A 19,212-nucleotide genomic window follows, 5' to 3' on the forward strand; every position below is an offset into this window, starting at 1 on the left:
GACAATACTGCTATGAAGTACAACTTTATTCCCAACACCAATATTCGAGTAAGCCGAATCTGCCTGGGTACGATGACCTGGGGACGACAGAACAGTATCGAAGAGGCGTTCGAACAAATGGACTACGCCCTGGAAGAAGGCGTTAACTTTTTTGATACGGCGGAGCTCTACCCTGTGCCGGCGAAAAAAGAACTCTATGCCGTTACCGAAGAATTCATAGGCAAGTGGTTTAAGGAAAGAGGCAACCGAAGTGAGGTCATCTTGGCGTCCAAAATAGCGGGGCCTGCACCCTTTACTAAACACATCCGCACCACAGGTTTTAGCCCGGATTCTATCCGAGAAGCCGTTGAGGGGAGTCTGCAGCGTTTACAGACGGATTACCTGGATTTGTACCAGTTACACTGGCCGGAGCGTGTCACCAACTACTTTGGTCAGCGTGGGTTTCCAGATGCGGAAGACGATGCCTGGCAAGACAATATCCACCAAATTCTGGAGACCCTATCTGAGCTGATGGTAAACGGAAAAATTCGCCACATTGGAATTTCAAACGAAACTCCCTGGGGTACCATGCGCTACTTGGAAGAACACAAGGTCCACAGCAACCTGCCGAGAGTCTTGACGATTCAAAACCCTTACTGCCTACTGAATCGTTTGTTTGAAGTAGGGCTTTCGGAAATTTGTCAACGCTCCAAGATTGGTCTATTACCTTATTCGCCCTTAGGTTTTGGCGTATTAAGTGGAAAATATCTCGGAGGAGTGATACCGCGTAAATCCCGTTTAAGCCTTTTTCCAAATTACAACAGATACAGCGGAGAGACTGCTGTTTTGGCCACCGAGGCCTATGCAGAGGTAGCGAAAAAGCACGGCTTGAGTCTGGCTCAGATGAGCCTGGCCTTTGTCAATACCCGTTCTTTTGTAACGAGTAATATCATTGGTGCAACGACCATGGAGCAGCTAAAAGAGAATATTGCAAGTATCGATATTTCGCTCAGCAAAGAGCTGTTGGAAGACATTGAAGCGGTTCACCAGAAATACCCCAATCCGGCACCTTAATTCTCGGAGGCGCGTTTTTGAAAGAGGAAAGGAAGGACTTCTTCCAGTTTGGTAATTTGCACTACTTCTATCGCCTCGCTTTTGATCTCGGATCGTGGAGAACGGGCTACAAAAATGCGTTCAAAGCCCAATTTAGCGGCTTCTGAAATACGTTGATCAAGACGCTGCACGGGACGCACTTCCCCGGCCAGTCCAATTTCTGCAGCAAAACACTGATTTTTGGCTAAGGGCGTATCCACGTTGCTGGATAAGATGGCAGCTACCACGGCCAAATCCAAAGCGGGATCCTCTATACGAATGCCTCCAGTCAGGTTTAAAAAAACGTCTTTTGCTCCTAATTTAAATCCGGCCTTTTTTTCCAGAATAGCAAGAAGCATATTGAGTCTCTTGGCATTGAACCCGGTGGCAGAGCGCTGAGGCGTTCCGTATACGGCAGTGCTGACCAAAGCTTGCACTTCGACCAGCAAGGGGCGCATCCCTTCTACAGTAGCGGCCACAGCACTACCACTTAACGATTGACTGTTACTCGAAAGCAAGAGTTCAGAAGGGTTTTTGACCGGTAACATACCATTGGACCGCATCTCGTAAATACCCAATTCTGACGTACTCCCAAAACGGTTTTTTAGAGAGCGTAAAATGCGGTAAATATAGTGGCGGTCTCCTTCAAACTGGAGAACGGCATCCACCATATGTTCCAGCAATTTTGGTCCAGCAATGGAACCTTCTTTGGTGATATGACCCACCAACAAGACAGGCGTTGCCGTCTCTTTGGCGTACTTGATCAGTTCTGCGGTACTTTCGCGAATTTGCGAAATACTCCCGGCCGCAGAGTCGATGTAATCCGTATGTATGGTCTGAATCGAATCGATGATGACCAGATCGGGTTGAAGTTTTTCGGCATGAGTAAAAATGGACTGGGTCCGAGTTTCCGCAAGTAAGTAACAGTCTTCGGACGTGATGCCCATGCGGTCAGCACGCATTTTAATTTGCTGCGCGCTTTCCTCTCCCGAAATATAAAGGGTTTTAAGAGGAAGCTGCAAGGCCATCTGAAGAAGGAGAGTACTTTTACCGACCCCGGGTTCTCCACCTATAAGGACCAGAGAACCGGGTACCAATCCTCCACCCAACACCCGATTGAGTTCTTCATCCGGCATGGCAATTCGCTGGTATTGTTGGTTTTCTACTTCCTGAATTCGGCGGGGAATACTGGCGTCCTTGGCAGTTCCGCGAGCGGTTGGAGCAGAGGACCAGCCCTTTTTATCAGGACGTTGAACTACTTCTTCAACAACGGTGTTCCACTCTTTACAAGAAGTACATTGGCCTACCCATTTGGGGTAGGAGGCGCCACAGTTTTGGCAAAAAAAGGAAGTTTTGACTTTGGCCATACAAGGCGTAAAGATAGAATACTCCCCGCAGCCTGACAGCATGAAGGGTTAAGCATTAATAACCAAAGTCGTCTTTGATGGCCGCAATTTTATCGTAAGCCGCCTCTTTTGTCAAGAAGTCAATTTCGTTTTTCTGGTAGGCTTTTTCAAAAGCGCGAAGGGCTTTTTTCACCTCGCCCTTATTTTCGAAGTATTCTCCCTGCAGGTAGTCCCCCATCATGGTTTCTGGCCATTGCCTTTTGCAGATATCAGCCAATTCTTTCAGAGATTCAAAATCGTCTTTTTTCTCACTCGCTGCATAAATAGCCATGATGTCGTTGAGTTCATAAGGCTTCTTAAAGCCCAGTAACTCTTCAATCATTTCGTATTTGTGGTAGAGGTATTGAATTGCGGGATCATTGGACGTAAGGATTTCTTTCTTGTATTCCATCGGCGTGATGGGACGGAGGAGTTTAAAGACGTTGTCAAAGGCTTTGCTGATGCCGTAAGCCACAATGGTGGTGTGGTCTGGGGCTTCGTATTGATCAAAGTAGTAGTGTAATCCTTCGCGCTGAATGGAAGCAATGGATTGGTTCATCTGCAGTATACGTTGGCGATCTGTGGTGGGCCCTTTTTCGAGAACCAGGTTGTAAAAGATCTGTTGGGAGTGATCCAAAAGACGCGAGGGAATCAAATTTTCCATCTCGTTTGGCAATACAGGAGAAATGCTCAAATAGGCGGTAAAAAGAGATCGTTCTCCGTACAGGAAAAAGTTGCCCAATGCAGCCGAAAGATCGTACCCAATAAACATTTTAAAAGGAGCGATCGAATAGTTTTTTTCGCAAAAAGGCAGGACTTCTTTTTCTAAAAAGGAGTAGAAAGCATCCGATTCTGGCGTCAGGTATCCGTTGTTTGGATCGAAGCTGAAATCTCTTTCGCGCAAATATTCATCCTCTTGGTCAATCCCGACAATGATGGAGTTGGGCATGCGGTCATTGCGGTGATAGAAGCGGGCATTAGCCACCACCATATCAAAGAGGTATTCGGCATCCAAGACCAGAATCAAAGGATAGGATTTGGATTCATCGTAATCCTCCGGCAGACAGATTCGGATCGATCTTTCTTCCTGTAAATAATAGGATTCTAGGGTTTCTTTTTGGGTTTGGGCCAGAAGGGTGCCGCTCATAAAGAGGGCCAAGGCCGTTGCTAATATTTTCATGATTGAACTAGTTCCGTGTACGATGTAATAACGGAAGAAGCAGGAAGGATATTGCTCCAAAAACAACCACCATGAGGGTTTGCGCAATCCACATGATCCAGCCAAAAGCATTCCCTGAAACGGGGTCAATTCCATAGAGACTCAAAGCGCCGCTAACAGCGATAGGGTAAAGGCCGATTCCACCATTAGTCGCCGTCATGGCGAAGGCCCCGGCGACAAAAGCGACGAGTAGTTCAGAGAGGCTTAAACCGACTGTTTCTGCAACCGTGTATTTAATCACCCAGAACATCGCGATGTAGGCCACCCAAATAAGAATCGTGTGCCCCCAGAAGGCCAGTTGATTTTTCATTTTGAACACACTGGTAATCCCGCTCATCAAGCCGTCTAAAAAACTGCGCAACTTAATAGCCAAGGGAGATTGAGATTTCTTGAGGATTCGAATACCGATCCAGAGGCCAATAATCCCTCCCGCCAAAAACACCAGGGCAGCGAGTAGACCAAAACCTTGTTGGTTCAAGTAGTCTAAAATAACGGAGGTCTGCAGGATCAACGCGATGCCGATGACCAAGAAGAGCATGAGCAGATCGATGACTCTTTCGGTCACAATGGTTCCGAATCCTTTTTCAAAAGGGACACCTTCATAGGTAGTCAAAGCTGTTGCACGAAGCACCTCACCTGAGCGAGGAATTCCCAGATTGGCCAGGTAGGCCATAAGGATTAATAAAATGTTGCTACTCAACTTGGGTTTGTACCCCAGAGGAGCCAACAAATAGTTCCATCGTATCGCCCTTGAAATATGGCTCGCCACTCCGATCAATACGGATAAAGTAACCCATAATAAAGGCACCTGTGAAATATAGTGGGCCACTTGTTTGCGGTCTTCTTCCGAGGTCGATAAATAGGAGTAGGCAATCAATCCAAACCCCAGGGCAAGGGGGACAATTGTCTTTAGGATTTTAGCTAGGCGAGGATTCAAAATTATTTCAGAAGATTGGTCGCTTCATCAGGGAACACCAAACGGGGCTGGAAGACCTTGGCTTCTTCAACCGGCATCCAGGCGTAGGTGATTAAAATAAGCACATCCCCAACAGCTACTTTACGAGCGGCCGCTCCATTGAGGGTGATTTCACCGCTGTTACGGGGCCCAGGAATGGCATAAGTCTCGAGGCGTTCACCATTGTTGTTGTTGACAATCTGAACTTTTTCACCGCGGATAATGCCAGCGGCATCCATCAAGTCTTCATCGATGGTAATACTACCGATATAATTCAAGTCAGCGCCTGTGCACTGTACCCGGTGAATTTTTGATTTGACAACTTCTATCTGCATCTGTGCGAAATTAGTGTTTTAATTAAGGGCGATATTGTCAATCAGTCGCACGCCTTCAGTGTAAACGGCAATAAAGGCCCGGTATTTTTGACCCGTTTGTCTTTTCATGAGCGGGGTTAAGGTATGGGCATCAGCAATTTCAAAATACTCCAACTCGAGGCTTTCTTCTTCTTGAAACTGTTGAATAACCCACTGATTGAGCTCTTCCGCATTCTTTTGGTCGAACTGATCTCTCGCCGCTTTCAGTATTGCATAAATCATTCCAGCTTTTTCCCTGGCAGTCGGACTCAGGCGTTCATTGCGTGAACTGCGGGCGAGGCCATGATCCTCTCGCTCGATCGGGCAACCGACAATATCTATATCAATACCCTGTAAATCCACAAGTTTACGTATGATTTGTAGTTGTTGAAAGTCTTTTTCACCAAAATAGGCACGGTGTGGAATGCAGATTTCAAAGAGTCGTTCTACCACGGTGCCAACCCCGTCAAAATGTCCGGTTCTGAATTCGCCTTCCATGACTTTTTCCAAGCCTTCGAAGTTGTACTGCTTGGCTTCCATCTTTTGGGGGTAAACTTCCTTGGCTGTAGGCGCGAAAACAAGTATGTCGGAAGCTATCTCCTCAATGAGCTTGACATCTTCCTCTAATTGGGCAGGGTACTTCTGCAAATCGTCCTCTTTGTCGAATTGGGTGGGGTTTACAAAAATGCTCACTACGACGAGGTCATTCTCTTCCAGGGCTTTACGTACAAGGGAAAGGTGTCCGGAATGCAGAGCGCCCATGGTTGGAACAAAACCGATGGATTGACCTTCGGCCCTCGCCTTGAGTAAGGGTCTTTGGAGTGTATCAACCGTGTAAAAAAGGGCCATTTCCGAGATTAAAAGCGTGCAAAAATACCATAAATACTGGAATTCCTCATAAATTTTGTATTTTTGCCGCTACGCTTTTCGATGAACAAAAAGACCACTGTATGAATGGCAAAAAGATATTGTTTGTATCTTCTGAACTAGTCCCTTACCTGCCCGAGAACCAAGTTTCCTTAATGTCTTACGAAGCCCCTAGAATGGTGAACAGCAATGGTGGGCAGATTCGTATTTTTATGCCGCGCTACGGGAATATCAACGAGCGCCGCCACCAATTGCACGAGGTTATCCGCTTGTCCGGAATGAACCTGGTGATCAATGACATGGACATGCCTCTGATTATCAAGGTGGCTTCTATCCCTCGCGAACGCATTCAGGTCTACTTCATCGACAATGAGGAGTACTTTAAAAGAAAGTCTACCTTTTTCGACAAGGACGGTAACTTGCACGAAGACAATGACGAACGTGCGATCTTCTTTGCTAAAGGCGTGGTAGAGACTGTGAAAAAACTCAACTGGTCACCCGACATTATTCATGTTCACGGCTGGCTGGCCTCTTTGGTGCCTTTGTACCTAAGAGAATTTTACAAAGACGAACTCTTGTTTGCTGACAGCAAGATCGTCACCTCTGTATACGACAAAGGATTTGATGGGGAGCTGAGTTCTACCGCCCTAGAAAAAATAACCTATGACGGTATTTCGGAGGAGCATATCAGCGAACTAAAAAGCCCCGACTATAATAATTTGTTAAAGGTAGCTGTCAGGTATTCTGATGCGGTTATTTTAGCCAGCGAGCAAGTGCCTGAGCCGGTTTCGGACTTTGCAAAGTCCCTAGACAAACCTGTTCTACCTTTTGTGTCTTTTCAGGAGACCGAAGAAGCCTACGCTCAGTTTTACGAAACAGAAGTATTAAAGTAGTCTCATGCAGCGCTTATCGGGTCTAAAGCAACTGTCGCTTTTATTATTCAGTATTTTATTGATGTTCTCTTCTTGTAAAGAGGACCTTGTTACCATTGGTGAAGGTGTCATTGGAGGTGAACCTTTTAACACCGACAAAGCGGTGTATCAAGTGAGTTTGACCAACAACAAACTCACCACGGTTCAAACCAATCGCTTACCCCTCTACCAGTTGGGGAACTTCACGGATCCGATCTACGGGACTACCCGTGCGCGTATTGTAACCCAAGTTCAAATCCCCGCAAGCGATCCAACTTTTGGAGACTTGCCCCAGGCAACAGAAGTGCTGATGGACAACAGCGGTATTTTGGATACTTTGCCAGAGAACGAAGAAGTTACCGCCGTTTTTCTTTATCTGCCATTTCAAACCGAGCCGGGTAGCGGAGATACAGACAACGATGGGGTTCAGAATGATTTTGACGTTGATCCGACCAGTGCCGATAGTGATTCTGATGGCGATGGTTTAACGGATGGAGAAGAACGTGTTCGAGGTACAGATCCGCTGAATCCGGATACGGATGGAGATGGTATTATTGATGCTGATGACGAAGAGACGATTGCGAACAATTTTGCCCGTAGTTTTTCATTAGACAGTATTTACGGTCAACGCGATATGCCTTTCCGGGTAAGAGTAGAAGAAAACACCTTCTTCCTGAGAGATTTGGATCCAAACAACAATTTTGAGGAAGACCAGACCTATTTTTCTGATTTGGATCTAACCGCCTTTGCCGGGCAGGTTCTCTTTGATGGAGAACTCGAAATCAGTGCAGAACAAATTGTCTTTTTTCAGGAAGACGCAGAAGACACCGAAGATATTGACGAGTCTACCCTCCTTGACAATACGCGTACTTTAGCTCCTGGTCTCCGCATTCCATTAGATGCCGATTTCTTCCAGCAAAATCTATTGGATCAGGAAGGGCAGCCCTCCTTGCTGAGTCAGTCGAACTTCCGCGATTTCTTCAGAGGCCTACAGATCAGTATTGACGCCTCTAATGACATCATGTTGCTTTTCGATCTTACTGAGGCCAACATCACGGTGGAGTACCAGTACGACGACATCAACAACAACGGAACGACGGAGGACACCACAGACGATTTTGTCGAGAAAGACGAGAGAACCTATACCCTCAACCTCTTGACGGGTAATATTCTGGGAATTGGAGGTAACGCCGTTAATCAATATACTTCTGAGAATTTTCCGGCCGATATTGAAAGTACTATTGCCACAGGAACAGACGATTCTCGTTTGTTTTTAAAAGGTGGCGCAGGGACATTTGCAGAAATTCAACTCTTCGGAGACGAGGCGACTTCTGAGGCCACCATCGAAGAAATACGAGCCAACAATTGGGTGATCAATGAGGCCAACCTGATCTTTTATGTAGATCGCGACCGCCTAACCTCTGTCGGAGGCACTGTTGAACCGCCTCGATTGTATTTGTACAATGCCGAAACCAATCAGCCTTTGTACAACATCATTACCGAATTGACTTTTACCGACACTCCTTTAGGACGTTTTCAGAACTACGGGGGCATCTTAGAAGAAGAGGGTGGAACAGGTTTACGTTACAATGTGCGAATTACGGAGCACTTGAATAACATTATTGTTCGCGATTCAGCCAATGTACCGCTGCGGGTAGTTTTGTCTGCGGATATTCTGAATGTGGCCACCCGAGAAGCCAATGAGGCAGGGGCTACGGAACAAGTGGATATTCCGATCATGACGACCATTACTCCGCTTGGGACAGTACTTATCGGACCCAATCCAGAGGCGGCTTTGGAGGACAAGCGCCTTCAATTGCAGCTCTTCTATACCGAAGCGAACTAGGTTTTCTTAGCAAGAGAATATTAAAACTTCCTTTTTCGGCGTTAATCCTCTGACTAAGTACAAATTGTTTCAAAGGAATCGTTTATTTTACGGTTTATTTCGGCAACCTAAAGCAGAAAGATCATGTGTGGAATCGTAGGTTATATCGGCCCAAGAGAGGCCTATCCTATTTTGATAAAAGGACTGCAAAGACTCGAATACAGGGGTTACGATAGTGCGGGAGTAATGCTCTACGACGGAGGGCAAATCCACCTTTCCAAAACCAAAGGCAAAGTAGAAGACCTCAAAAAGAGGGCAGAACAAGAAATTCCTACGGCAGGAAACCTCGGTCTTGGGCACACCCGATGGGCGACACACGGGGTTCCAAACGACGTGAATGCTCACCCGCAAGTTTCTAATTCCGGAGATTTAGTAATAATCCACAACGGTATTATCGAAAACTATGGAGCCATTAAAAAGGCACTTCAGGATCGAGGGTATACCTTTCAATCGGATACCGATACCGAGGTGCTCGTCAACCTCATTGAAGAAGTCAAGAAGAGCGAAGGAGTAAAGCTGGGCAAGGCGGTACAAATCGCCTTGAATCAGGTTTATGGAGCCTATGCCATCGCCGTTTTTGACCGGAACAAACCGAACGAAATTGTGGTGGCTAAGCTCGGAAGTCCTTTGGCCATTGGCCTGGGAGAAGACGAGTTTTTTGTCGCCTCTGACGCTTCCCCTTTTATAGAATATACCAACAACGCCATCTACCTCGACGACGGGGAAGTAGCCATTATCCGTCCAGGCAAGGAGATAAAACTGCGCAAGGTAGAGGGGGATACGGTGGTGTACCCCAACATCATGGAGTTGCAGATGAGCCTGGAAGAAATTGAAAAAGGAGGCTACGATCACTTTATGCTCAAAGAGATTTATGAGCAGCCCCGGGCCATTCAAGACACCTACCGTGGACGCTTACTGGCGGATCAAGGTCTGGTGCGTATGGCGGGAATTGATAACCACCTCGAAAAATTTACCAATGCTGACCGTATTATCATTGTCGCGTGCGGAACTTCCTGGCATGCCGGCTTGGTAGCGGAGTATATTTTTGAAGATTTAGCGCGTATACCAGTGGAAGTGGAGTACGCTTCTGAATTCCGTTACCGCAATCCGGTGATCACCCCAAATGATGTGGTTATTGCCATTTCTCAATCCGGGGAAACCGCCGATACGCTTGCAGCCATCAAATTGGCGAAAGAAAAAGGTGCCTTCGTTTTTGGTGTTTGTAATGTTGTAGGTTCTTCAATTGCGAGAGAAACCCATGCAGGGGCTTACACCCACGCAGGGCCTGAAATTGGAGTGGCTTCTACCAAGGCCTTTACCACCCAGATTACGGTATTGACGTTGATCGCTTTAAAGTTGGCGAAAGAGAAAGGGGTATTTTCTGAATCTGAGTTCCATGAAATGTTGACTCAACTCGAAGGTGTCCCAGCTAAAGTAGAGCGAGCTTTGCAGTCGAATGACTTGATTGAAGCCATTGCCGAGGTCTACAAAGATTCGACCAACTGTCTTTATTTGGGGCGCGGATACAACTTCCCTGTTGCTTTAGAGGGGGCCCTTAAGTTAAAGGAAATCAGCTATATACACGCAGAAGGCTATCCGGCTGCCGAGATGAAGCACGGGCCAATTGCCTTGATTGACGAAATGATGCCGGTGGTTGTGATTGCCACTCGCAAAGGGCATTACGAAAAGGTGGTCAGTAATATTCAAGAGATCAAATCCAGACAAGGGAAGATCATTGCCGTGGTCTTTGAAGGAGATGAATCGGTTAAGGAATTGGCCGACCATGTCGTCGAAGTTCCGGCTACTTCTGAACCGCTTTCGCCGTTGGTTACCACTATTCCTTTGCAGTTGCTTTCTTACCACATCGCCTTAATGAGAGGATGTAATGTGGATCAGCCGAGGAACCTCGCAAAATCAGTAACAGTAGAATAATCTCAATAATCGTATAAGAATTTTTTGATTTTCTGCGTTTTATAACGCGGGGATTATAAAAAATTTATATGCATGCATAGTATTTTTTGATTTTTACCATGCTATGCTGTGAAATTTTGGTATCTTACCCGCACTGATTAACACCGATTTAATACTTACTTAACAAAGAAAAGTCATCATGAAAAATTTCTTTATGGTCCTGTTTGTACTAGCAGGCTGGACTAGCGCCTTCGGGCAAACTACCGTACGCGGGAAGGTAGTAGACGCCAACAACGAGCCCATTCCCGGTGCAAACGTCGTTATTGTCGGGAAGGCCGAAGGAGCCGTAGCCGATTTCGATGGAAATTTTGTGCTACAGACAGAAGAAACTCCACCGTTCACTGTGCGTGTCACCAGCATTGGTTTCACCGACAAGACGGTAGAAATTACTCAAAGCATTCAGGAAATTACTGTTGTTTTGGAGGAGGCTTCAACAGCACTTGACGAGATTGTGATCTCGGCTTCTAGAACTCCGGAAAGAGTTTTCGAGTCGCCTGTATCTGTAGAGCGATTTGGACTAAAAGAGATCAGAAACACCACAGCGCCCTCTTTTTACGACGGTCTTCAAAACTTGAAAGGAGTTGACATCAACACCAACAGTTTGACTTTCCAGTCGGTAAACACAAGAGGTTTTGCCACTTTCGCCAACGTGCGTTTTATGCAGTTGACTGATGGGATGGATAACACCGCTCCTGGTCTGAACTTCGTACTGGGTAACCTGGTAGGTATGTCGGAACTCGATGTACAAAGTGTTGAAATTCTTCCTGGTGCTTCTTCCGCACTTTATGGTGCAGGCGCCTTTAACGGTATCTTGTTCATGCGCTCCAAAAGCCCATTCGATTTCCAAGGGCTAAGCGCTTACGTAAAAACAGGAATTACTTCTCAAGAAGCTGCAGGTGACAACACCTATTATGATTTTGGTATTCGTGCTGCTCACGCATTCAGCGACAAGTTTGCTGTGAAAGCGAACATCTCTTACCTGCGTGGTGAGGATTGGCACGCCAACCAAACCATTGACTTGAATAACCCAGGTGCGGGTCGTGAGAATCCAAACTACGATGGGCTTAACGTTTATGGTGATGAAGTTGCAACAACTTTGAACTTCGACTTGCTAGCCGGATTGCCTTCAGGAACTTTAGGCGCTGCTGTTGTTAGCCGTACAGGTTATGATGAAGCAGATTTGGCGAACTACAACGCTGAAAGTTTAAAAACTGACTTTGCTGTTCACTACCGTCCTTTCGGAGATGACTTGGAATTGATCTACAACGGTCGTATTGGACGTGGTACAACGATCTATCAAGGGGCTAACCGATACGCAGTAACTGGTTTCAGCTTGCAACAGCATAAAATTGAGTTGAAGAACGATAACTTCTTCATTCGTGCATACCAAGTTTCTGAGGATTCAGGTAACGCTTACGATACGCGATTCGCAGCGATTAACGTAAACCGCCGCTGGAAAGGTGATGTTGCTTGGTTTACTGATTACGCCACAGCTTTTATTGGAGCCCGACTCGGTGTAGGAACAGGTGTTCAATTATCTGAAGATCAAGCTCATGCTGCTGCTCGTGGTTTTGCAGACCAAGGACGCTTAGTCCCAGGAACCTCTCAGTTCCAGCAAGTTTTTAATGATGTTATCTCTGATGGAGACTTGACTACTGGAGCAAAATTCATCGATAAAACCAAGTTCCGTCACATCAACGGTAACTACAATTTAGCTCACCTGATTGACGATTGGGCTGATCTGCAAATTGGAGGATCCTACAGAGAATACGAATTGAATTCTGCAGGAACGATTTTTACCGATTTTGATGGACCAATCCGTTACAACGAATACGGTGCGTATGCTCAGTTGCAAAAGAAATTTGTTGACGATCGTTTGAAGTTGACGGCTTCTGCACGTTATGACAAAAATGAATTCTTCGACGGATTTGTTTCTCCTCGTCTTTCTCTTGGATACACCCTTGGAGAGAAGAGAAACCACAACATCCGTGCTTCCGTACAGCAAGGTTTCCGCAACCCAACTACTCAGGATTTGTTTATCGGATTGAATGCTGGTGCTGCTATTTTGGTTGGATCCGCTCCGACCAACTTGGATCGTGATGTAAGAACATTTGATGTTAGTGCTGGAGGGCAAGCCTTTACAGGATCACCTACCGTGCAGATAACTGGACGTTCAGCTTACGAAAATGCCTTCACCTTGGCTTCTGTAAGTGCTGGAGCTCCAGCAGCGGCTAACCCTGGATTGGTTCAACCTGAAGAAATCACAGCTTACGAAGTAGGTTACCGTGCACAAATCAACAGAAAGATAAGTGTCGATTTGAGTGGTTACTTCAACAGCTACAGCAATTTCATCGCCAACGTAACGACATTGGTTCCATTTTACGGACAAGTAGGGGATAACAGCCTTTCCTTATTGGCTTTGCAAAACGGTGATTTCCAGGCCTACCAAGCGTACACCAACTCCACCGTTGATATCAACTCTTATGGTGCTTCTTTGGGTATTGACGCTAACATTGGAGGATTTGATGTTGGAGGTAGCTATACGTACACCAAGTTGGATTACGATGAAGCAGCAAATCCTGATTTACGTACCAACTTCAACACCCCTGAACACAAGTTTAAGTTGAGTCTTGGTAAAACGGATCTATTCAAAAACTTTGGATTTGGAATCAACTACCGCTGGAGTGATGACTTTTTCTGGGAAGCCTCTTTTGCCGATGGAGAAGTTCCTTCATTCTCTGTATTAGATGCTCAGATCAACTTCCAGGCACCAAAAATAAAATCTGTTTTCAAGGCAGGTGGCTCTAACCTACTTGGTGAGGAGTACTTCACCGCTGTAGGTACCGGTAACATCGGTTCTATCTACTATGTGTCTTGGACAATTAACCCATAATAATTGGGATAGAATAAAGGAGAGAAAGGAGGCTGATTTTCAGCCTCCTTTTTTTGTATAGAATTCTTTCCAGAGCTTTCTTATTGAATAAGGAATGCTATATATTTGCAGCCTGAAAACAGTCGCTATTCGTTTTGGACTTATACGGCTGATACACAAGCTTCAAAACCGCAAAAAATGACCCAGATTACAGGCAAAGTAGCCCAAATCATTGGCCCGGTGATCGATGTAGAATTCGACTCCGGTGTAGAAATCCCAAAAATCTACGACTCTCTAGAAGTAAAAAGAGAAGACGGATCCACTCTTGTATTGGAAGTTCAGTCTCACATTGGTGAGAACACCGTTAGAACCATTTCGATGGACTCTACCGATGGTTTGAGCCGAGGTACTGCTGTACACGTTACCGGTAACGCCATTCAGATGCCGATCGGTGACGCTGTTTACGGACGTCTTTTCAATGTGATTGGAGATGCGATCGATGGAATGGAGAACCTGCCAAAAACAGGTGATCAAGGATTGCCAATTCACCGCGAAGCTCCGGCATTTGATGAGCTTTCTACCTCTACTGAGGTTCTTTTTACGGGGATCAAAGTAATCGACCTGATCGAGCCTTATGCTAAAGGGGGTAAGATTGGATTATTCGGTGGTGCCGGTGTAGGGAAGACGGTATTGATTCAGGAATTAATCAACAACATCGCCAAAGGACATGGTGGTCTATCTGTGTTTGCTGGTGTTGGTGAAAGAACTCGGGAAGGAAATGACCTTCTCCGTGAGATGTTGGAATCCGGCATTATCAAGTACGGTGACGACTTCATCCACAGTATGGAAGAAGGAGGATGGGATCTTTCTAAAGTAGATAAAGAGGCCATGAAGGAGTCTAAAGCGACTTTCGTTTTCGGACAGATGAACGAGCCTCCCGGAGCACGTGCACGTGTTGCGCTATCCGGATTGACCATTGCAGAATACTTCCGCGACGGAGCGGGAGACGGACAAGGAAAAGACGTTCTTTTCTTCGTCGATAACATTTTCCGCTTTACTCAAGCAGGTTCAGAGGTGTCGGCCCTTCTGGGACGTATGCCTTCTGCGGTAGGTTACCAGCCAACTCTTGCTACAGAGATGGGTGCGATGCAGGAACGTATTACCTCCACCAAAAGAGGATCCATTACATCGGTACAAGCGGTTTACGTACCGGCGGATGACTTGACTGACCCTGCCCCAGCGACAACCTTTGCTCACTTGGATGCAACGACTGTACTTTCAAGAAAGATTGCAGAGCTCGGTATCTACCCTGCGGTAGATCCATTGGATTCAACCTCTCGTATTTTGACACCGGAGATCTTGGGTGACGAGCACTACGGTTGTGCCCAACGCGTGAAAGAGCTTCTTCAACGCTACAAGGAATTGCAAGATATCATCGCGATTCTTGGTATGGAAGAACTTTCAGAAGAAGATAAATTGGCGGTAGCTCGTGCACGTCGTGTACAGCGTTTCCTTTCTCAGCCTTTCCACGTGGCAGAGCAGTTTACGGGTATCCCAGGATGCTTGGTAGACATCAAGGACACCATCAAAGGATTTAATATGATTATGGATGGAGAATTGGATCACCTTCCAGAATCTGCTTTCAACCTCAAAGGAACAATCGAAGATGCGATTGAAGCCGGAGAGAAAATGTTGGCTGAAGCCTAAACAAGCTGCTGAATATGCATTTAGAAATTGTATCACCAGAGGCCACCTTGTTTTCAGGAGACGTCGTTTCAGTAACGGTTCCTGGATTGATGGGTGAGTTCCAGATGTTAGAAAATCACGCTCCTATCGTATCACTATTGACCGAGGGAGATGTCAAAATCCAAGGCGATATTTGTATCGAAGAGGAATTTGAGGACCGTTTTACTTCAGGAGCTCAAGGCCAAAAGGTGTTGAAAATCAGAAGCGGCACTTTGGAACTGAAGGACAACCGTATTGTCCTCCTGGCCGACTGATACAGGCAATATACGACCCATAGAACCCGGCCCAAGGCCGGGTTTTTTTGTTAAGGAATGAAAAAAACACCGAAGAAACTCAGCCAAAGACTGGAAGAGCGCCGTTCCCGTGGAGGAATGCGCACGCTCTCCTTGCAGGGAGAGTTGGTGGATTTTTCGTCCAACGATTATTTGGGTTTTGCTACGGATCCACCCCCCTCGCGATGAAAGAGCCCAATGGGCATTGGGGAGCTACCGGGTCTCGTTTATTGACGGGGCACCACCGGGCCTATGAAGAGCTGGAGAAGAGCCTGGCGCAATTTTACAGAGCTTCGGAGGCCTTGGTCTTCAATTCGGGTTATGACGCCAATATGGGGCTGTTATCGGCCCTCCCACAAAAAGGGGATTTGGTCTTGTACGATCAGTTATCGCATACCAGTATCCGGGAAGGACTTCGGCTAAGCGAGGCCAAGACCTTTAAGTTCCCCCATAACGATTTGCAGGCCTTAGAGGAGTTGGCCAAGCGTTGGAAGGATAAAGTAGAGGGGGATCGTTACCTGGTTACCGAGTCCGTCTTTTCGATGGATGGAGACAGCCCGGATCTCAAAGCCATGGCTCGCTGGTGCGAAAAGAACAATTTTTACTGGATCCTGGACGAGGCCCATGGAACCTTTGCTGGACAAGGGCGGGGTATGGCCGTAGAATGGGGTATTGAAGAGTTTGTGTTCGCTCGCCTGGTCACCTTTGGAAAGGCGATAGGGGGTCACGGAGCTTGTGTTTTGGGATCGGAGGAGTTGAAGGACTACTTGATCAATTTTGCCCGCCCACTGATTTATACAACTGCTTTGCCTCCGGGACAATTGCGTTTTTTAGAAGCCATTCACCAAGTTCGGGAAGGGCAAGAAGGAGAAGAAAGAGCCAAAACCCTGGCGGACCGAATTTCTTATTTCAGAGAGGGGGTTCATCAGAGGCACTTAGATTCCCTGGTGTCAACAAATGCGAGCCCAATTCAATGGGTCAGTACCCCAGGAGAAGATGCTATTTTGGCTTGGCAGAAAGATATCGGGTGGAGGGTTTTGACATTCGAGCGATCAGACCTCCTACGGTGCCTCAAGGAGGAGAACGCCTGCGAATATGCCTGCACGCCTTCAATACGGAAGAGCAAATCGATCAAATCCTCAGTATACTTGTAGAAGCATAGCGCCATGAGTAAGAACAGAAAAGTAGTTCAGTCCTTTGATTTTGGGAGTGAAGCCCAAGTCTTAAAATCCCGATTGGAGTCCGAAGGCATCGAGGTCTTTTTGAGGGATGAAGCTATTTTGGCAAATGATCCTTTTATTAGCGAGGCGATCGGTGGAGTCAAGCTCGAGGTCTATGAAGCGGATTACGAAAGGGCCAAGAGCATCTGGGATGAACTGAGAATCTACGCCACCGATGAAGAGGGTCGTCCGCTACAATGCCCCAACTGCGGGGCTTGCAAGTACGAGGCCGTCTACCTCGAAAAATCTTGGTTTTACAGACTTTTTCCTTTTTTCCAAGACCCCGTTTACGAATGCCAACAATGTGGAACCAGAAGCCGCAATCCCCAACCCAAAGCCGACGATGATGAATAAGACTGTTTTTGTAACCGGGATTTCGACCGAGGTGGGTAAGACTGTGATCTCGGCAATTGTGACCGAAAGCCTGCAGGCTGATTATTGGAAGCCAGTGCAAGCCGGAGACCTCGAGTACGGGGATAAGGACAAGGTTCAGGATATGGTCAGCAATACACAATCCCGTTTTTTTGACAATACCTATACCCTGAACACGCCCATGAGTCCGCACGCGGCTGCTGATATTGATGGTATTCGGATTGAATTGGAACAGTTAGACCGACCAGCCACAGAGAACACCTTGGTCATCGAAGGTGCGGGTGGACTTTTGGTGCCCCTTAACGAGCAGGATACTATTGCCGACTTGATTCTGCCAGAGGACAAGGTACTTCTTGTATCGCGGCACTATTTGGGCAGTATCAACCACACCTTATTGAGTTGCGAATACTTACTTCAGAAAGGCATTCAGCCCGGGCTTCTTTTTAGCGGAGACCAGCACCCAACAACGGAATCCATTATCCTTCAAAAAACCGGACTTCCCATTTTGGGCCGTGTGGAGGAAGAAAAGACTTTTTCTAAAGAGGTGGTTGCCCATTATGCGGAAACGTTTAGACCCGCCCTGACGGATTGGCTGAACAGCTAATCTTTTCTTTTGTACACCAAAGCCCTATCCAAAAGGACTTCTTTTTGGTAATCCTGGTCTAAGTACGCCTGTACCTGTGCATTCAGTTCCGGAAATTTCTTGAAGAAGATCTTGTTTTTTTTTACCACCACATAATCAGGCTTTTGCGAACTAAAGATGAAATCTATTTCCTCTTCAGAGGTGGTTCTGGGGTTACGCATATACGGGAAAAGCTCGTCGCGGGTGAGGTTGCTGGGGTGGGTGCCCGCTCTGGAAACAGGAGGAGTCCCCATCAAAAAGGAAGTGGTGTGGAAGTGAAGGTAAAAGACCCGGGCCTCTTCCTCTTTTTTTTCTTCCAGGTAGGACTGCAATAAGAAGCTTTCGCCCCGGTACCAACTGCCCGTTTCGACTTTGTTTTGAAACCATAAATAGTACTCCCGGTAAGTTTCTATGGGCAGTAGTAATAAGAGAATCAGCGCCCACTGTTTTAGACGCTTCCTTGGCGCAGAACGTCCCACTGCAAAAAACGAAACCAATAAAAGGACAAGAAAAGGATAAGCCTGAAGCAGATAATGCCCATTGATCCTGCCTGCCTGAATAAAAGAAAACAAAATGCCGAGGAGTCCAAAAACCAGCAGGCGTGCGCTGCGGTATTCACCGAATCCGGTAGATCGAAGGAGTCCTAAGATTATTAGAGCAGCCATGGGGAGGCATATGAGTGCTGCTTCCCAAGAATGACTCTGTACATCTCCATAGGCTAGGGGTGCTTCGATGACGGATTGACACCAAATATCTCCTAGTCCTTCCAGGGCATAGGGCATGTAGGTCGAAATGATCAAGACTACAACCCCTGAGCCCCAAGCGATCAGAGGGGCCCATTCTTTGATTTGTTTCCAGTTCGGAAGGCGTTCAAAGACTAAAAACAAGCCCATGGCCAACAGAGGATAGGCCAGGTTGAGTTTGGCCATAACGGCCAAACCCATCAATAGCCCAGACAGAAAAGCGTGTTTGAACGAAGACCTTGGGGAGCGCAGCAAGAGCCAAAGACCCCACAACAGGAAGAAGGTGGAGATGTGTTCCGACATGACGCCTTGCATGGTGCCAAACAAGCTCCATAAAAGCACCACTAGAACGGCGGTGAGGCGTTTGAAGTCTTCTGGCAATTGCGGTCTGAGGAGGTCAGCGATGCGGTATGTAAACCAAGCCGAACCGGCGACCAAGAGAACGCCCATTAAGCGAATCAGGACCAGGTTTTTCCCAAAAACCAACAGTTGAAGTGCGAAGTACAAAAAGGTAATGGGCGGCTTGAGATCCCAGAGTTCGGTATAGGGTAAATTGCCTTTAACCCAGGATTGGGCCACCAGTAAAAAGGTGGATTCATCCCAATCGATATAATCCCTGAAAAAGAAGGGAGCCCGAATCAGGAAGGCCAGCCCAAAAATTTGGACGAAAAACCGGGAAATACGTATGTTCGGTAAGGCTCGTATCAGGGTGGGTTAGCAATTAATTCTCATCTTTGCAAGATAGATT

The 19,212-nt window shown here is 46.7% G+C and carries 17 protein-coding genes; 11 read left to right on the forward strand and 6 right to left on the reverse strand.

Annotation, left to right across the window (positions count from 1 at the left end):
• Positions 1-12: 12 nt before the first annotated feature.
• On the forward strand, positions 13-1,053 hold the full coding sequence (locus BST99_RS12300) for an aldo/keto reductase (RefSeq protein ID WP_105002061.1): 1,041 nt from the start codon (positions 13-15) through the stop codon (positions 1,051-1,053).
• On the opposite strand, the gene radA is transcribed toward BST99_RS12300, so the two are convergent.
• From radA to panC, 5 genes are read right to left on the reverse strand one after another with little or no spacing between them, the layout of a single operon-like run.
• Positions 1,050-2,438: a DNA repair protein RadA gene (radA, locus tag BST99_RS12305; RefSeq protein WP_105002062.1), complete on the reverse strand. Its 1,389-nt coding sequence runs from the start codon at positions 2,436-2,438 to the stop codon at positions 1,050-1,052. The two genes, BST99_RS12300 and radA, sit on opposite strands and share 4 nt — an antisense overlap.
• 55 nt (positions 2,439-2,493) lie before the next feature.
• Positions 2,494-3,636, reverse strand: a complete 1,143-nt coding sequence (locus tag BST99_RS12310; protein WP_105002063.1) for an alpha/beta hydrolase — start codon at positions 3,634-3,636, stop codon at positions 2,494-2,496.
• A 7-nt stretch (positions 3,637-3,643) separates the two neighbouring features.
• Positions 3,644-4,612, reverse strand: coding sequence for a lysylphosphatidylglycerol synthase transmembrane domain-containing protein (locus BST99_RS12315; protein ID WP_105002064.1), 969 nt, complete (start codon positions 4,610-4,612; stop codon positions 3,644-3,646).
• A 2-nt stretch (positions 4,613-4,614) separates the two neighbouring features.
• Positions 4,615-4,965: an aspartate 1-decarboxylase gene (gene panD / locus BST99_RS12320; RefSeq protein ID WP_105002065.1), complete on the reverse strand. Its 351-nt coding sequence runs from the start codon at positions 4,963-4,965 to the stop codon at positions 4,615-4,617.
• Positions 4,966-4,983: 18 nt separating this feature from the next.
• Positions 4,984-5,832 (reverse strand): pantoate--beta-alanine ligase, encoded by an 849-nt coding sequence (panC, locus tag BST99_RS12325; protein WP_105002066.1) that lies wholly within the window; start codon positions 5,830-5,832, stop codon positions 4,984-4,986.
• Between the two features lie 101 nt (positions 5,833-5,933).
• Here panC and BST99_RS12330 point away from each other — a divergent pair, with 101 nt between their 5' ends.
• The 10 genes from BST99_RS12330 (at position 5,934) to bioD (ending at position 17,703) form a co-directional block, all read left to right on the forward strand.
• A complete protein-coding gene (locus tag BST99_RS12330; protein WP_105002067.1) occupies positions 5,934-6,743 on the forward strand; it encodes a glycogen/starch synthase in 810 nt (269 codons plus the stop codon).
• Between the two features lie 4 nt (positions 6,744-6,747).
• Complete coding sequence (locus BST99_RS12335; RefSeq protein WP_105002068.1) at positions 6,748-8,607, forward strand: DUF4270 domain-containing protein; 1,860 nt, start codon at positions 6,748-6,750, stop codon at positions 8,605-8,607.
• A 123-nt stretch (positions 8,608-8,730) separates the two neighbouring features.
• Positions 8,731-10,578 (forward strand): glutamine--fructose-6-phosphate transaminase (isomerizing), encoded by a 1,848-nt coding sequence (glmS, locus tag BST99_RS12340; RefSeq protein WP_105002069.1) that lies wholly within the window; start codon positions 8,731-8,733, stop codon positions 10,576-10,578.
• A gap of 178 nt (positions 10,579-10,756) precedes the next feature.
• Positions 10,757-13,510 (forward strand): TonB-dependent receptor, encoded by a 2,754-nt coding sequence (locus BST99_RS12345; protein WP_105002070.1) that lies wholly within the window; start codon positions 10,757-10,759, stop codon positions 13,508-13,510.
• A gap of 177 nt (positions 13,511-13,687) precedes the next feature.
• Complete coding sequence (gene atpD, locus BST99_RS12350; protein WP_105002520.1) at positions 13,688-15,196, forward strand: F0F1 ATP synthase subunit beta; 1,509 nt, start codon at positions 13,688-13,690, stop codon at positions 15,194-15,196.
• Between the two features lie 14 nt (positions 15,197-15,210).
• Positions 15,211-15,489, forward strand: a complete 279-nt coding sequence (locus BST99_RS12355) for a F0F1 ATP synthase subunit epsilon (protein WP_105002071.1) — start codon at positions 15,211-15,213, stop codon at positions 15,487-15,489.
• Between the two features lie 57 nt (positions 15,490-15,546).
• Positions 15,547-15,696, forward strand: coding sequence for a hypothetical protein (locus BST99_RS14420; protein WP_181044227.1), 150 nt, complete (start codon positions 15,547-15,549; stop codon positions 15,694-15,696).
• Positions 15,693-16,661, forward strand: coding sequence for an aminotransferase class I/II-fold pyridoxal phosphate-dependent enzyme (locus BST99_RS12360; RefSeq protein ID WP_105002072.1), 969 nt, complete (start codon positions 15,693-15,695; stop codon positions 16,659-16,661). The genes BST99_RS14420 and BST99_RS12360 overlap by 4 nt, the downstream gene beginning before the upstream one ends.
• 12 nt (positions 16,662-16,673) lie before the next feature.
• Positions 16,674-17,081 (forward strand): putative signal transducing protein, encoded by a 408-nt coding sequence (locus BST99_RS12365; RefSeq protein WP_105002073.1) that lies wholly within the window; start codon positions 16,674-16,676, stop codon positions 17,079-17,081.
• Positions 17,074-17,703, forward strand: a complete 630-nt coding sequence (gene bioD / locus BST99_RS12370) for a dethiobiotin synthase (protein WP_105002074.1) — start codon at positions 17,074-17,076, stop codon at positions 17,701-17,703. The genes BST99_RS12365 and bioD overlap by 8 nt, the downstream gene beginning before the upstream one ends.
• On the opposite strand, the gene BST99_RS12375 is transcribed toward bioD, so the two are convergent.
• On the reverse strand, positions 17,700-19,043 hold the full coding sequence (locus tag BST99_RS12375; protein ID WP_181044228.1) for an ArnT family glycosyltransferase: 1,344 nt from the start codon (positions 19,041-19,043) through the stop codon (positions 17,700-17,702). The two genes, bioD and BST99_RS12375, sit on opposite strands and share 4 nt — an antisense overlap.
• Between the last annotated feature and the right edge of the window lie 169 nt (positions 19,044-19,212).

The organism is Aureicoccus marinus (genome assembly GCF_002954325.1).
GTDB classification, from domain to species: Bacteria; Bacteroidota; Bacteroidia; order Flavobacteriales; family Flavobacteriaceae; genus Aureicoccus; species Aureicoccus marinus.